The 14,297-nt window shown below is 63.1% G+C and carries 13 protein-coding genes; 8 read left to right on the plus strand and 5 right to left on the minus strand.

Going from position 1 to position 14,297, the window contains the following annotated elements; translation table 11 throughout:
• The first annotated feature begins 81 nt into the window (after window positions 1–81).
• Window positions 82–1,353 carry an acetoin utilization protein AcuC gene (locus RG2_RS11645; protein WP_033234792.1) on the plus strand — a complete coding sequence of 424 codons (1,272 nt, stop codon included), beginning with the start codon at window positions 82–84 and terminating at the stop codon, window positions 1,351–1,353.
• Window positions 1,346–4,066 (plus strand): bifunctional acetate--CoA ligase family protein/GNAT family N-acetyltransferase, encoded by a 2,721-nt coding sequence (locus RG2_RS11650; protein WP_033234791.1) that lies wholly within the window; start codon window positions 1,346–1,348, stop codon window positions 4,064–4,066. Before RG2_RS11645 ends, RG2_RS11650 begins: the two co-directional genes overlap by 8 nt.
• A gap of 102 nt (window positions 4,067–4,168) precedes the next feature.
• Here RG2_RS11650 and RG2_RS11655 read toward each other — a convergent pair whose 3' ends face one another.
• The 3 genes from RG2_RS11655 to RG2_RS11665 all read right to left on the minus strand — a co-directional run bounded on the left by RG2_RS11655 (window position 4,169) and on the right by RG2_RS11665 (window position 7,190).
• On the minus strand, window positions 4,169–5,140 hold the full coding sequence (locus tag RG2_RS11655) for a sigma-70 family RNA polymerase sigma factor (protein WP_033234790.1): 972 nt from the start codon (window positions 5,138–5,140) through the stop codon (window positions 4,169–4,171).
• A gap of 163 nt (window positions 5,141–5,303) precedes the next feature.
• Window positions 5,304–6,788, minus strand: coding sequence for a DUF7782 domain-containing protein (locus RG2_RS11660; protein ID WP_033234789.1), 1,485 nt, complete (start codon window positions 6,786–6,788; stop codon window positions 5,304–5,306).
• Window positions 6,789–6,830: 42 nt separating this feature from the next.
• On the minus strand, window positions 6,831–7,190 hold the full coding sequence (locus tag RG2_RS11665; protein WP_033234788.1) for a DUF3099 domain-containing protein: 360 nt from the start codon (window positions 7,188–7,190) through the stop codon (window positions 6,831–6,833).
• Between the two features lie 85 nt (window positions 7,191–7,275).
• Between RG2_RS11665 and RG2_RS11670 the strand changes: the two genes are divergently transcribed.
• Window positions 7,276–7,512 (plus strand): DUF3039 domain-containing protein, encoded by a 237-nt coding sequence (locus tag RG2_RS11670; protein WP_033234787.1) that lies wholly within the window; start codon window positions 7,276–7,278, stop codon window positions 7,510–7,512.
• Here the strand turns inward: RG2_RS11670 and RG2_RS11675 are convergent.
• Window positions 7,485–8,768 carry a YihY/virulence factor BrkB family protein gene (locus tag RG2_RS11675; protein ID WP_033234786.1) on the minus strand — a complete coding sequence of 428 codons (1,284 nt, stop codon included), beginning with the start codon at window positions 8,766–8,768 and terminating at the stop codon, window positions 7,485–7,487. The genes RG2_RS11670 and RG2_RS11675 overlap by 28 nt on opposite strands.
• A gap of 255 nt (window positions 8,769–9,023) precedes the next feature.
• Here RG2_RS11675 and RG2_RS11680 point away from each other — a divergent pair, with 255 nt between their 5' ends.
• On the plus strand, window positions 9,024–10,805 hold the full coding sequence (locus tag RG2_RS11680) for a DEAD/DEAH box helicase (RefSeq protein WP_033234785.1): 1,782 nt from the start codon (window positions 9,024–9,026) through the stop codon (window positions 10,803–10,805).
• 99 nt (window positions 10,806–10,904) lie between these two features.
• Here the strand turns inward: RG2_RS11680 and RG2_RS11685 are convergent, their stop codons facing one another.
• Entirely contained in the window at window positions 10,905–11,096 is a 192-nt protein-coding gene (locus tag RG2_RS11685; protein ID WP_033234784.1) for a DUF7455 domain-containing protein, read from the minus strand.
• A gap of 234 nt (window positions 11,097–11,330) precedes the next feature.
• Here RG2_RS11685 and RG2_RS11690 point away from each other — a divergent pair, with 234 nt between their 5' ends.
• The 4 genes from RG2_RS11690 to RG2_RS11705 all read left to right on the plus strand — a co-directional run bounded on the left by RG2_RS11690 (window position 11,331) and on the right by RG2_RS11705 (window position 14,285).
• Window positions 11,331–11,708 carry a DUF952 domain-containing protein gene (locus tag RG2_RS11690; protein ID WP_033234783.1) on the plus strand — a complete coding sequence of 126 codons (378 nt, stop codon included), beginning with the start codon at window positions 11,331–11,333 and terminating at the stop codon, window positions 11,706–11,708.
• Between the two features lie 86 nt (window positions 11,709–11,794).
• Entirely contained in the window at window positions 11,795–12,277 is a 483-nt protein-coding gene (locus tag RG2_RS11695; RefSeq protein ID WP_033234782.1) for a cation:proton antiporter regulatory subunit, read from the plus strand.
• 7 nt (window positions 12,278–12,284) lie between these two features.
• Window positions 12,285–13,457 (plus strand): cation:proton antiporter, encoded by a 1,173-nt coding sequence (locus RG2_RS11700; protein ID WP_033234781.1) that lies wholly within the window; start codon window positions 12,285–12,287, stop codon window positions 13,455–13,457.
• Between the two features lie 21 nt (window positions 13,458–13,478).
• Window positions 13,479–14,285: a tyrosine-protein phosphatase gene (locus tag RG2_RS11705; RefSeq protein WP_033234780.1), complete on the plus strand. Its 807-nt coding sequence runs from the start codon at window positions 13,479–13,481 to the stop codon at window positions 14,283–14,285.
• The last annotated feature ends 12 nt before the right edge of the window (window positions 14,286–14,297 follow it).

A 14,297-nucleotide genomic window follows, 5' to 3' on the forward strand; every position in this document is an offset into this window, starting at 1 on the left:
ATCCCTGGTGTGACGGCCTGGACACACTTTCGAGAACAGTGTGGTGCACGGCACCAGTCGAACACGAAGTAGCGTGTTCCCATGACCGCCTCGATCAGATCTGACGAGGACCCCACGATGCCTCGAGCGAATCGAGTTGTGGTGTGGAGTCCGGAGTACCTGAGTTATCGGTGGAGTAACGATCACCCGATGAATCCGACCCGCCTCGACCTGACGATGGAACTCTCGCGTGGCCTGGGACTGCTCGAGGGAATCGAGTTCCTCGAGCCGACACCTGCCAGTGACTTCGACCTCCTCCGCATACACACGCCCGCCTACCTCGCCGCCGTCAAATCAGCGGGCCACTCAGCATCCAACGGTGTTACCGGTGCGGATGTTCCCCACGGTCTCGGGACCGAGGACAACCCGGTCTTTCCGCAGATGCACGAGGCGAGCGCAATTCTTGCCGGTGGTTCCCTGGCCGCTGCCAAGGAAATCGCGTCGGGGCGCACACGTCGGGCGGTCAGTATCGGCGGCGGAATGCACCACGCGATGGCGGACTGGGCCTCGGGATTCTGTGTCTACAACGACGCGGCTGTCGCAATCTCCTGGCTGCTCGACAACGGGTACGACCGCATCGCGTACATCGACGTCGACGCACATCACGGTGACGGCGTGCAGCACGCTTTTCTCGGCGACCCACGAGTCTTGACGGTGTCTCTGCATCAGCATCCGGCAACACTGTGGCCCAATACCGGTTGGTCCAGCGAAGTCGGGGACGGCGCGGCGGAGGGTACGGCTGTCAACATCCCGGTGTTGCCGGGAACCGTAGACGCATTGTGGCTGCGGGCATTTCACGCGGTGGTGCCCGGTGCGATCGCCGCGTTCCGGCCCCAGATCATCATCAGCCAGTGTGGTGTCGACTCGCATCGGGAAGACCCGCTCGCTGATCTGGCGTTGACCGTCGACGGTCAACGAGCAGCGTTTATCGCGATGCGTGATCTTGCCGACCGCTACTCCGAAGGACGATGGCTGGCGGTCGGTGGTGGTGGGTACGGGTTGGTGCGGATCGTTCCGCGGGCGTGGACGCATCTCATCGCGGCAGCGCTTGATCGTGACATCGATGTGAACACGCCACTTCCGGACGGTTGGAAGGAAAAGACCGGGGCGATGGCACCGGGCGTCGAACTTCCCGAGGTCATGGGGGACGGCGGCGACATCAACTTCTCGAAGTGGGACGGGCCGGGCGGTACGCCCGAAACCGGAGTGGCGTCGGTAGACAGAGCGCTCACCCGCATCGATTCCGCCATCATCGCGACGCGCCGCGCTGCGTTTCCCCTTCTCGGACTCGACCCGGAGGATCCCCGTGACTGAACAGTCCGACCCCAAGTCCGACCCTAAAAAATCCGACACCGAAGCCAAGACAGACGCTGCGGTCGACGCGGCACACAACTATCCGCACGAGTGGGTTGTCGACGTGCTCGCCTCGGACGGCGGCGCGGTTGCCCTGCGGCCGATCGTCCCCGAGGACGCGGACAAGCTTGTCGAATTCCACGGCAAGCTCTCCGAGCGCACGCGGTATCTGCGGTACTTCGGCCCTTACCCCACAATGTCAAAGCGCGACGTCACGAACTTCACGACGGTCGATCACCACAATCGGGTCGCGTTTGTCATGATGCTGGGCGACGAGATCATCGCCGTCGGCCGGTACGAGCGTCTCCTCGACGTCGGTGACGGCAAGTCGGCGGAAGTGGCATTTGTTGTCGCCGACGCCCATCAGGGTCGCGGCCTTGGCCCCATCCTGCTCGAGTACCTGGCAGCGGCAGCCGCGGAAAACGGGCTGACGATGTTCGTGGCGGAGGTCCTGTCCGAGAACCGCAACATGGTCACCGTCTTCCGCGAGGCCGGATATCAGGTCAGTCGAACGTTCGACGGGGGAGTGCTGCGCCTGGAGTTCGCGATCGACCCCACAGAAGCCCTTGTCTCCGTGCGTAATTCCCGTGAGCGGGCGGCTGAGGCCAGGAGTATGGGAAACGTGCTCAGTCCGCGGTCCGTTGCCGTGATCGGAGCGTCGGCCGACCCGGCGAAGGTCGGCAACGCCGTACTGACCAACCTTCTGCGTGGCGGGTTCACAGGCCCTGTCTATCCGGTCAATGCCGAACATCGTTCCGTACACGGAGTTCGGGCATACAAGACTGTTCGCGAGATTCCCGACGACGTCGATCTTGCGGTGGTTGCCGTCCCCGCCGAATCCATCAGTTCGGTTCTCGACGACTGCCTCGACAAGGGTGTCAAGGCGCTGGTTGTCGTGTCGTCGGGTTTCAGCGACAGCGGCCCGGACGGTCGCGCATCGGAGCGGAAACTTGTCCATGCGGCCCGCGCGCACGGGATGCGTCTCATCGGGCCCAATGCGCTGGGCGTGGCAAACAACGATCCAGCGATTTCCCTGAACGCGACGCTGGCGCCGGTTCTTCCGGCGGCAGGCAACGTCGGGTTCTTCTGCCAGTCTGGTGCTTTGGGAATCGCGATCCTCGACGAGGCCGCGCGCAGTCGAATCGGGTTGTCGGCCTTCGTCTCTGCCGGTAACCGTGCCGATGTGTCCGGCAACGACCTTCTGCAGTACTGGGATTCGGATCAGTCCACCGAAGTGGTGCTCCTGTACTTGGAGAGCTTCGGTAACCCGCGAAAGTTCTCCCGGATCGCAAGGCGCGTGGCGCGTAAGAAGCCGATCGTGGCAGTCAAGAGCGGACGCCACGCAGTGCCACCCGTGCTGGCGGCCACCGGAGTCGAGATCGACGATTCCATTGTCCGCGCGCTGTTCGAGCAGGCCGGTGTCATCCAGGTCGGGTCGATCTCCCAATTGTTCGACTGCGCACTGCTGTTCGGTTATCAACCGTTGCCGGCCGGCCCGCGTCTGGCAGTCATCGGTAACTCCACTGCTCTTGGTGTACTGGCCGCAGACGCAGCCCGTAGCGAAGGGCTCCAAGTCAGCGATCCGATCGACCTGGGCGCGCAGGCCAGTCCCGAGTTGTTTGCGTCAGCGGTGCGTGATGCCTTGGCGTCCTTCGACGTCGACGCCGTCATCGCGGTCTTCGTTCCACCGGTCGCCATCCCGGTCGAACCCTTCGCGAAAGCGCTCAAGGATGCGGTAGCGGGATCGGACAAGCCCATTCTCACGACGTTCCTGGCCGCGGAGGGAGTGCCGGAGGTGCTGACTGTCCGCGATGACGCCGGCAATCCGACTCGGGGATCGGTGCCGTCGTATCCGGGACCGGAGCGTGCGGCACTGGCGTTGGCGCGGGCCTGGCGATATGCCGAATGGCGAAGCAAGCCCGCGTCCAAGGTGGTGCGGCCAGCCGGCATCGACTCCGAGCGGGCTCGCCAGATGGTTGCCGCCTGGCTCGAAAACTCGCCCGGTCGTTGGCTTTCCGACTTCGAGGCATCGGAACTTCTGGCGTGCTACGGCGTCGACGTCGTCGAATTCCGCTCGGTCCTGAGCGAAGACGAAGCCGTAGAGGCAGCCGACGCACTCGGGTACCCCGTGGTGGTGAAGGCAACCGGCGAACTATGGCGCCATCGCCCGGATCTTGGTGGTGTTCGCCTCGACCTTGTCGGGCCGGATTCGGTTCGACTCGCGTACAGCGACCTTGCTGCCGCGTCGGGGGAGCCGCTCCTGCACGTGCAGAAGATGGCGCCAAAGGGCATCGGGTGTGTTGTGGCCGTGCAGGACGACCCGTCGTTCGGTTCACTGATCTCGTTCGGCCTGGCCGGCGTGATCTCGGATCTCCTCGGTGACCGGGCTTACCGAGTCCTGCCGCTGACCGAGGACGCCGCCACCGAATTGATCGACGCTCCCAAAGCCGCGCCGCTGCTCTCCGGCTACCGCAACGCCGTCCCCGTCAACAAGGGTGCGCTGGTGGATCTGGTGCAGCGGATCTCGACGTTGGCCGACGATATCCCCGAAGTTCGGGAGCTTGCCTGCGAGCCGGTACTGGCGTCCGCTGTCGGCGCCGAGATCACGGACGCCCGCGTGCGCATCGGACCGGAACCGAGCGCTGTGGATCTGGGACCCAGACGACTGCGCTGAACCCCCGCGTTCGACACCCAGCGTTCAATACGAAAAGCCGGCCACCGTACGTTCCCGATGGGAGAACATACGGTGGCCGGTGAGTGTCACACGGCGCCGCGATCAGCTGGCGTAGGAGCGCAACTTCTCGGCACGATCGCCGACACGGAGCTTGCCCATAACCTCGCGCTCGATCTGGCGCACCCGCTCGCGGGAGAGCCCGAAGAGCTTGCCGATCTGGTCGAGGGTGCGCGGCTGGCCGTCGTCGAGGCCGTAGCGCAGGCGGATGACCTGCTGCTCACGCTCGTCGAGGGTGCCGAGCACGCTGCGGACGTCGCTGTGCAGCAAACCGGCGATGACGGCGTTCTCGGCCGATGTTGCCTCGGCATCTTCGATGAAGTCGCCCAAAGGTGCTTCTTCGTCGCTGCCGACGGGCATGTCCAGGCTTACCGGGTCGCGGCTGTGGTCGAGAAGATCCGCGATCTTGTGTGCCGGGATTCCCGACTCCTCCGCCAATTCGTCGTCGGTCGCTTCGCGTCCGAGCTGCTGATGGAGTTCGCGTTTGATGCGGGCCAGCTTGTTGACCTGCTCGACGAGGTGGACTGGCAGGCGGATGGTGCGGCTCTGATCAGCCATTCCGCGGGTGATGGCCTGGCGAATCCACCAGGTGGCGTACGTCGAGAACTTGAAGCCCTTTGCGTAGTCGAACTTCTCCATCGCGCGGATCAAGCCGAGGTTTCCCTCCTGAATCAGATCCAAGAGGGGCATGCCGCGACCGGTGTACCGCTTGGCCAGCGATACGACGAGTCGCAGGTTCGCTTCCAGGAGGTGGCTGCGTGCCGACTCTCCCTCACGAACGATTGTTGCGAGATCCCTCTTCTTGGCAGCTGTCAGGCGCTTTCCCGTAGCCAGAACGTGGCTGGCGTACAGCCCCGCTTCGATTCGCTTCGCCAGTTCGACTTCGTCTGCTGCTGTCAGCAGTGCGGTGCGACCGATTCCGTTCAGATAGACACGGACCAGGTCTGCTGACGGGCTCTGGGCGTCCAGATCCGCAGCGCTCGGACGAATGCGAGTAGTGGTGCTGGGGCTTGTCATGACTTGCCTCCCTATCGGCGGTCTCTCACAAGGTTCAACGCGTGAGAGTTCCGAGATAGTTCCCGCAGCGATTTCGTCGAAATTGCTCTGACCTGCTGTGTTCCCCGGGCAGTCCTGAGAAGTTGCTGAGAACCCGAAAATCTGCAACCCAATCGGAACTCGACTACGTGACCGGCAACACCAATCCGTGACGTACGAGTGACACGAGCAGAGTGACGACGCCGGCACTGAGAACTTCGGGGTCTTCACCGTTTGCGGCGGCAAGAAGCTCGACCAATTCCTCGACCACAAGTCCGTCGGCCCGCAGGCCCGCCATTAGTGCGGCACCGAGGTCGTCGATCTCATGCTGCCAGTGTGGTCCGTTGCCACGGTGAATCCGAGTGACAACCTGCTGCCACCCTTCTTCGCCGGGAAGATAGACGCGTTCGAGGGCGGTGTTCGGATCGACGACAAACCGCTCCTGCAGCACGTCGTGTTCACGCAGCCAGGCAACCCGGTCGAAGTACGCCAGCGCCTCGGGCCCGAGCGGGTCGGAGAAACCGTGCAGGAGATCTTCGGCCATCAAGTCCGTCGGCGAGTCCGTTCGGCGCAAGAAGACGAAGCCGAATCCCACACCTTCCACGTGCGATTCCTCGAGATGATCCAGCCACGCATTGGCGCGTTCCTCGGTGGCGGGGTCCCGCGGGTCCTGGCCGCCGTCCTTGAGCCACGTCCCGACGTACAGCGCGGGATCCGCGACGTCACGCTGCACCACCCAGGCGTCGACACCGTGTGCCGGCAGCCACGACGCGATCCGCGATCGCCAGTCTTCGCCCTCGACATGGACCCACGACGCCAGCAGCGCTGCGGTGCCACCGGGATTCAGATAGTCGACGGACCGCGAGATCATCAGTTCGCTGGCCCCGTCGAGATCGAGACCGGAATCTCGATAGGTGTGGTGAACGCGGGCCTCGCCGACGACAAAGGGGGGATTGGCGACAACCTGGTCGAAGGTTCGTCCTTCGATCGGTTCGAACCACGAACCCTGATGCAATTCGACGTCGAGGCCGTTGAGCGCCATAGTTGCTGCGGTGAGATCGATCGCGCGCTGATTGATGTCCGTCGCGGTGACGGAATCAGCGTAGGTCTTGGCGTGCAGGGCTTGGATTCCGCAGCCGGTGCCCACATCGAGAACTGTTCCGACGCGAGACGTCGGTGTTGCCTGCAGCAACGACAGTGAGGCGTGTCCAACACCGAGGACATGGTCGGCGGTCGTGGACTGCTTCGGCCGAATTCCACCGTCCAGATCCGAAATCACCCAATGATCGCCGGCTCCGACGTCGATGGGCCGCAGATCCACGGCGGCACGTACAGCGGAGCCGGCTGAATTTTCGAGCAGACCGGCTTCGATCGCATCGTCGACGGTCAGCGGCGCCAACGCGGCGGCGACGTCCTCGCGAGCACAGTCGTCGGCGAGAAGGAACAACCGGATGAGAACACCGATTTCTCCGTGCTCACGGCTCGCGCGTCGCACCGGAACCGGTTCACTGCGACCGAGCGCTGCGTGAACTTCCGGACCGAGCAGCTCGAGCAGGGTGTCGGTGTCGAACCGATTGCGCAGCAGAGCCGTGCGCAGCGCAGGGGTGATGGACAGGAGAGTTGTGCTCACCCGGACATTCTCGCAGGCGACGAATTTCTACCAGGTGATGCGTCAGCTCTCGATGATGTGGTGCGGACTCGACTCGATCTCGCCGGCGCCTCGGCGTCGGCCGTCGTAGCGACTCGGCTCGTCCTTCGTGCGCGGTGGTCGATCATTTGCGATGAGGACCGCGATCCACGGAAGTGGGATGGACGCACCGATAATCAGCATCGAGACCCAGCCGTTCTCCCAAATGCCATACGCGATGGCAGCCAGAATCAACGCGGGGAAACGGAAAGCCATGATCGTCATGTACTTCCGCACGCGCGCTTTGTGCTGCTCGTCGATGGACAGCTGTGCTTCGGTGATCAATACGGGATTGTCGGGTGTTCCGGCTTCGTCGGGGTGACCGAACGCGCCATTTCTTGCCATAGCTCCACTGTTCCACTCTCGGCCGACAATTGCACACGCGGCCCGACGCTCGCACCGCTGCCGCGTAGACGGCATTATTGGAGGTATGAGCACCCAAACCAAGGAACGTCCCGACGTCTCGACCGACGAAACGACCGATGACGACACCCCGAAGGTCTTTCACTACGTCAAGAAGAACAAGATCGCCGAAAGCGCCGTGATGGGCACCCATGTGGTTGCACTGTGCGGCGAGGTCTTTCCGGTCACCAAGTCTGCGAAGCCGGGATCGCCCGTGTGTCCCGACTGCAAGAAGATCTACGAAGGACTTCGCAAAGGCGAATGACCGGGCAATCGGGAACGGCGTCGTTGCGCCGGATCCGATCCGCAGTCCGAACTCGGCGACTCGACAGTGTCAGTGCAGTCGGTCGCCGGGTTCGTTTCTGCTCCGATGCCGTCGCAATCCTTGACGTCTGAGCTGGCACGGCCGTCCGAGCTGGCACAGCCGTCCGAGTTGGCGCGCCGACTTCGCGGCCGACCGTAGGTCGGTACTGCCGCCGGATCGGACTTGTCACCGGACACCCGAATCGGACTTGTTGCCAGGTGCCACGTCAGAGTGGTCACCGGCCCGGCGCTGTTGTCGTCGTCCTGCTGTGCGGCCAGCCACTCGCGGACCTGTTCCAGGCGCGTCGCTCGCGCCGGCCAGAATTCTTGCACCGTCGCGTTGAACTCGGCGCCGAGCACCACTGCAAAGCCGAGGAAGAATGTGAACAGCAGGAAGGCGATCGGCGTCGCCAAGGCTCCGTAGGTGTAGCCGGTGCCCGTGACAAATCCCAGGTACCAGCGCAATCCGGTGCTCGCGGCCATGAAGAACACACCGGCCACCAGTGCGCCCGCGAGAAGTCGATGCCACGGCAGGGACTTCGGTAGCGCGACTTTGTACAGCGTTGTCAGGCCGATGATGACCAGCAGGCCTACGGCCGGGTAGTAGAACGTGTCGACCAGGTTGGAGCCCACGTCGTACCACGACGGCGGCAACACACGTCCGATCATGGTCGGGCCGAGCGCGACCATCGGCAGGATGAACACGGCCATCCCGAGGAACATCACGTAGAGCAGTAGCGCAAAAATTCGCTGCCAGATCGCGTTACGGGCATCCTTCTGCCCGTGCGCTTCGACAATCGAATCCACGAACGTCGAGATCGCCGACGAACCGGCCCACAGCGACAGCAGGAAGCCGACCGAGATGATTTCCGGCCGGCCGCGCTGGAGAACGTCGGTGACCGTCGGCCTGATGATCTGATCGACGACGTTTTCGCTGAAGATCGTCCCGCTGAACGTGACGATCTTCGACTCGATGATCTCGACCGTGTTCGGTCCGAACCAGCCGCCGATGTAACCGATCATGCCGAGCAATCCCAGCAGTAGCGGCGCCAGTGAGAGTGTCTGCCAGAACGCAGCCGTTGCGGCTTTGCCGAAGATCGAGTCGTCCCAAGCCTTGCTCAGAGTGCGGCCGATCAGCTGGCCCGTGCGGCGCAGCGGATGCCATCTGCGGTGATGCAGATCACTTCCGTGCGTTTTCGGGCACGCCTTTTCACTCATAATCACTCCAGCATTCCTGATGACACACCTCGTTGCCCAACCGTGGCGTCGCCGTGTCGCATATTTTTCCGCGGTGAGGTTGTGTCTCCGATCTCGCGAAACCTCGCCGCGGGGAGGGGATCGACAGTGAATCCGGCCATGCCCGGGCGCTTCGGGTGCGGCTTTCGTCGGTAGCGACAGTTAGGCTCGTCGCCGGACATTCATGAAAAATCTAGGAGCGCGAGGCAACAGTGCGATTCCAGCGGAGGCGCGCTTATGACGTCTGAGACAACGACGACAGAAGTGACAGGGGCAGCCGAAGTGAACAACTCGACCGAGAGTGCCGGAGCGCAACCGACGGCCTCGACAGGGTCGCTTCGCGCGTGGCAGCGGCGGGCACTCACCAAGTACTTGGCGAGCAGTCCTCGGGACTTTCTCGCGGTGGCAACACCGGGTGCAGGTAAGACGACATTTGCTCTGCGAGTGGCGTCGGAACTGCTTCGCGACCGGACTGTCGACCAGATCACCGTCGTTGCGCCCACCGAGCATCTGAAGCATCAGTGGGCGGAGTCGGCGCAACGTTCGGGCTTGTCGTTGGACTCGCGGTTCTCCAACTCCACCGGCCAGACGTCCAGTGACTATCACGGCGTCGTTCTGACGTATGCCCAGGTGGCGGCGCATCCTACTAAGCACCGAGTCCGGACCGAAGGTCGCAAGACCCTCGTGATTCTCGACGAGATCCACCACGGCGGTGACGCAAAAAGTTGGGGTGAGGCAATTCAGGAGGCGTTCGGCGACGCCACCCGGCGCTTGGCACTGACCGGAACTCCGTTCCGAAGTGACGACAGCGCAATACCTTTCATTCAGTACGAGCCCGACAAAGAGGGATTGCTCCGATCCAAAGCCGATCATTCCTACGGCTACTCCGACGCGCTCAAGGACGGCGTTGTCCGTCCGGTTGTCTTTCTCGCGTATTCCGGTGAGGCCCGCTGGCGCAACAATGCCGGCGAAGAGTTCACCGCCCGACTGGGTGAGCCGCTCAGTGCCGAGCAGACCGCCCGAGCCTGGCGCACCGCACTCGACCCTGCCGGCGATTGGATTCCCGCCGTCCTGCAAGCAGCAGACACCCGTTTGGGGCAGCTGCGTTCCACCGGTATGCCCGACGCCGGTGGGCTGGTCATCGCCACAGACCAGACTGTTGCTCGCGAATACGCCAAGGCGTTGACCGCGATCACGGGGGAGGAGCCCACCGTGGTCCTCTCCGACGATCCCACCGCGTCCAAGCGCATTGCGGAATTCGGTGCGAGCGACCAGAAATGGATGGTCGCCGTGCGCATGGTGTCGGAGGGCGTCGACGTTCCGCGTCTGGCCGTCGGCGTGTATGCGACCAGTGCATCGACACCGCTGTACTTCGCGCAGGCCATCGGCCGATTCGTGCGTTCACGGCGTAAAGGCGAGACCGCAAGCGTCTTCCTTCCATCGGTACCGGTCCTGTTGGACCTCGCCGCTCAGTTGGAGGCCCAGCGCGATCACGTCCTTGGCAAGCCGCACCGCGAAAAGGACGGCCTCGACGACGATCTTCTCGCCGACGCCAACAAGCAGAAGGACGAACTCGGCGAGGAAGAGAAGGCGTTCACGTCCCTCGGTGCCGACGCCGAGCTCGACCAGGTGATCTACGACGGTGCCTCGTTCGGAACGGCCACGTTCTCCGGCAGCGACGAGGAAGCCGATTATCTCGGTCTGCCCGGTCTGCTCGACCCCGATCAGATGCGTGCACTCCTACGGCAACGCCAGGCAGAACAGGTGAACAACAACTCCGCCAAAGCGTCGGCTCCGGCGCCGACTGCCGCAGTGGTCGCCGAGCGCGCTGCTACCGCCGATCAACTGGGTGCCTTGCGACGCGAGCTCAATGGTCTGGTCGCGATGAATGTGCACCGCACCGGACGGCCTCACGGAATCATTCACGCCGAACTGCGTCGCGTGTGCGGTGGCCCGCCGACGGCAATCGCGACGGTCGATCAGCTCACCGAGCGCATTGCGATTCTGCGTAGCTGGTAGAAATCCTGAAGACGGCAAAACGGGCGATCACAGTGATTGTGATCGCCCGTTTCGGCGTTCATGGTGCGCCTCGCGAAGAGGCCACCCCCGGCTGACAGGTTAGTTTGCGGGTTCACTCTCGGAGACGACGGCATTCATCTCGCGAAGTCGATCCGCGTGTTCGGTTGCGTGGTGTCCGCAGAAGAGAAGCTCGCCACCGGTGGGAAGCACGGCGCGTACGCGTGCTCCGGCACCGCACCGGTCGCACCGGTCGGCAGCGGTCAACTGTGGGCTGGTCAGTGTTCCGGGCATGACTCCTCCGTACTGGCTTGACGGCTTTCGTGCCGCGTGCCTGGGGCCTGGTCCGCCGCGTCGGAATGGCGCGGTAGATCCACTCTTACAGACGTTTGGCGTTCATGGGTTGTTCCCAGAAGAGTTTCTTAGTGTTGTGTCTCACTGGAAATGCGCTGGGCAGGCATTCTGTGTGCAGAATTGTTCGCTGAGAGCTGATTCAAATCCGCGTGTACAGAGCGATATTCTGGGGCGATGAACCAGGAAACCGAAACGGGCGCCGACGCATCGGCCGAGTTGCTCCATATGTGCACACGCGTCGAATGGGAGCGTGCGCAAGAGGTCGGGCAGCGCGTTCCCGACGGATTTGCCGCCGAGGGTTTTGTGCACATGTCGACGCCCACCCAGGTTCATCTACCGGCGAACCGGATCTTCGCGGGCCGAGACGACATAGTGTTGCTCTCCCTGGATCCGGCTCTGCTGGGAGCTGAAGTCAAGTGGGAACCGGGGGTGCCGTCGGATCCTGATTCGATGCGTTTCCCGCATCTGTTCGGGCCGATTCCCGTCGCGGCTGTCACCGCCGTTACTGCGTACATTCGCGACGAGAACGGTGCATTTCCGTCCCTGCGGTGACGCGATGGAATACGCAGCGCAGCACCGGTCGACGATAATTTCGCCCTCCTGCGAAACTTGTCACAGATCGGCGCTACCGTTGATATATGAATGTAGAAGTCACCCCTCTGCCGGGCATCGGGACTCGTAAGGATTTTGTCCTGGCCTCCGGTCGCCGCGTGGGTGTCGTCACTCATCGTGACGGACATACGGACCTCATCGTGTCCAAGGAAAACGATCCTGATGCGTGCGCCGCGTCGTTGCCGCTCACCACGGAAGAGGCCGCTGCACTGAGCAACCTGCTTGGTGCGCCGCAACTCGTGGCCCAGCTCGAAGACGAACACAGTGACATACCCGGGATCAGAACCAAACAGCTGTACATCAAGGACGGTTCCCGATACGACGGACAGACACTCGGCGACACCGGGATGCGGACACGCACCGGCGTCTCGATCGTCGCCGTGATGCGTGCCGGGCAGGTGAATCCGTCGCCGAACCCCGACTACACGTTCACCGGAGGTGATCTGCTGGTGGCAGTCGGTACACCCGACGGCTTGGCTGCCGCTGCAAAAATCCTGACCAACGGCTGACTGGCAGGTGGATACAACCACACTTGCACTCATCGAACTGGGCGCGGTCTTCTTCGCGCTCGGTCTTCTGGGAAGGCTCGCAGCACGATTCGGCATGTCGCCGATCCCGTTCTACCTGATCGGTGGCCTGTGCTTCGGTCAGGGTGGATTCATCCAACTCGGCGATATCGGCGAATTTGCGCACCTCGCAAGCGAAATCGGTATCGTTCTCCTCCTGCTCCTGCTGGGACTCGAGTACACCGCAGCCGAATTGATGACCGGGCTCAAACGGTCGAGGGTTGCCGGCATCGTCGACATCGTTCTCAACGCCACACCGGGCGCGGTAGTCGGTCTGATGCTCGGGTGGGGTGTTGTCGGCGCGACGGTCATGGCCGGTGTCACCTACATCTCGTCGTCGGGAATCATCGCGAAAGTTCTCAGCGACCTCGGACGTCTGGGCAACCGCGAAACACCCGTCGTTCTCTCGATCCTCGTGTTCGAGGATCTTGCGATGGCGGTGTACCTGCCGATTCTGACGGCGATGCTGGCGGGTGTCAGCTTCATGGGTGGACTCGAAGCTGTGGGAATTTCGCTGCTGGTCATCACCGTCGTTTTGGTGGTGGCCTTGCGATACGGACGGTATGTCTCGGCTCTGCTGGACAGTCCCGACAGTGAGACATTGCTCCTGAAGTTGCTTGGTGCTGCACTGCTGGTGGCCGGCGTCAGTTCCGCGATGCAGGTCTCCGCGGCGGTGGGGGCCTTCCTGCTCGGCATCGCGATTTCGGGTTCGACGGCACACAACGCCAGTCGGGTGCTCGAGCCCCTTCGTGATCTTTTTGCGGCGATGTTCTTCGTGGTGTTCGGACTCAGCACCGATCCAAGCACCATTCCGCCCGTGCTCGGGTGGGCTGCGATCTTGGCAGTCGTCACCGCGATCACCAAACTGATCACCGGGGCCTGGGCGGCAAAACGTCAGGGCGTGGCCCGCATGGGCCAGGCCAGGGCGGGCGCGGCACTGATCGCCCGCGGCGAGTTCTCGATCATCATCGCCGGTCTGGCAGTGTCCGCGGGTGCCGTGGAACCGGAACTCGCAGCGCTCGCAACGGCATACGTGCTTCTGATGGCCGTGATCGGTCCGGTTGCGGCGCGAGTTGTCGAACCGGTCACCTCGTTGTACATCAGAGTTCGCACAAAGTCCTGATTGCGACAATATTCTGGTTGGATGCCCAACGGATTCGCTCGTCCCGCCGCGACAGTGGCGTGTGCCTTCCTGATCGCGTGTGCTCCGGTTCCCGCGTTTGCGGGCGGGATTCCCACCACAGACCAAGGCGTGGCGGCAGCGCAGGTTGTGGTCGATCGATCGCTGCACCTCGAGGGTGCGTCGAATGCGAGGGACGTCGGCGGCTATCGAACGTCGGATGGACGTACGGTTCGGATGGGACAGGTCTTCCGGACCAATGCACTCGACAAACTGACGCCCTCGGATCTTGCGGTGCTGCACCAGCGCGGCGTGGCGTCGGTCGACGACTTCCGGACGGTCGTCGAACGTGCCATGTCCCCGGACCGCATCCCGGAGGGTGCCCGGAGCAATTGGTTCGACGTGATCGGGACCAACCCGGCGAACTTCCCGGCTCTGGCGGATATGCCGTCGATGTACACGGTCATGGTGAGTGATCCCGGAGCGAGCCGAGCATTCCACGACGCACTGGCGAGTATCGCTGACACGGACGGCGCTGTCCTGTACCACTGTTCGGCAGGCAAGGACCGAACCGGCTGGATGACTGCCGTTCTGCTGACACTGCTCGGTGTGTCCCGCGAAGACGTGAACGCCGACTACATGCTGAGCAACCAGTACCTGACCGGTCCCCGCACCGGCATAGCCTTCGTGGACGGTGTCGAGCAGTCGTGGCTGGATACGTCGTTCGCGACAGTCGAGCGCATCTACGGCAGTTTCGACAACTACGTCCGGGACGGCCTTCAGTTGAGCCAGGACGATATCGCACGGCTCGAGGACAAACTCTTGGCCTGACGCTGTACGAAA

It is taken from the genome of Rhodococcus globerulus NBRC 14531 (assembly GCF_001894805.1).
Lineage (GTDB): Bacteria > Actinomycetota > Actinomycetes > Mycobacteriales > Mycobacteriaceae > Rhodococcus_F > Rhodococcus_F globerula.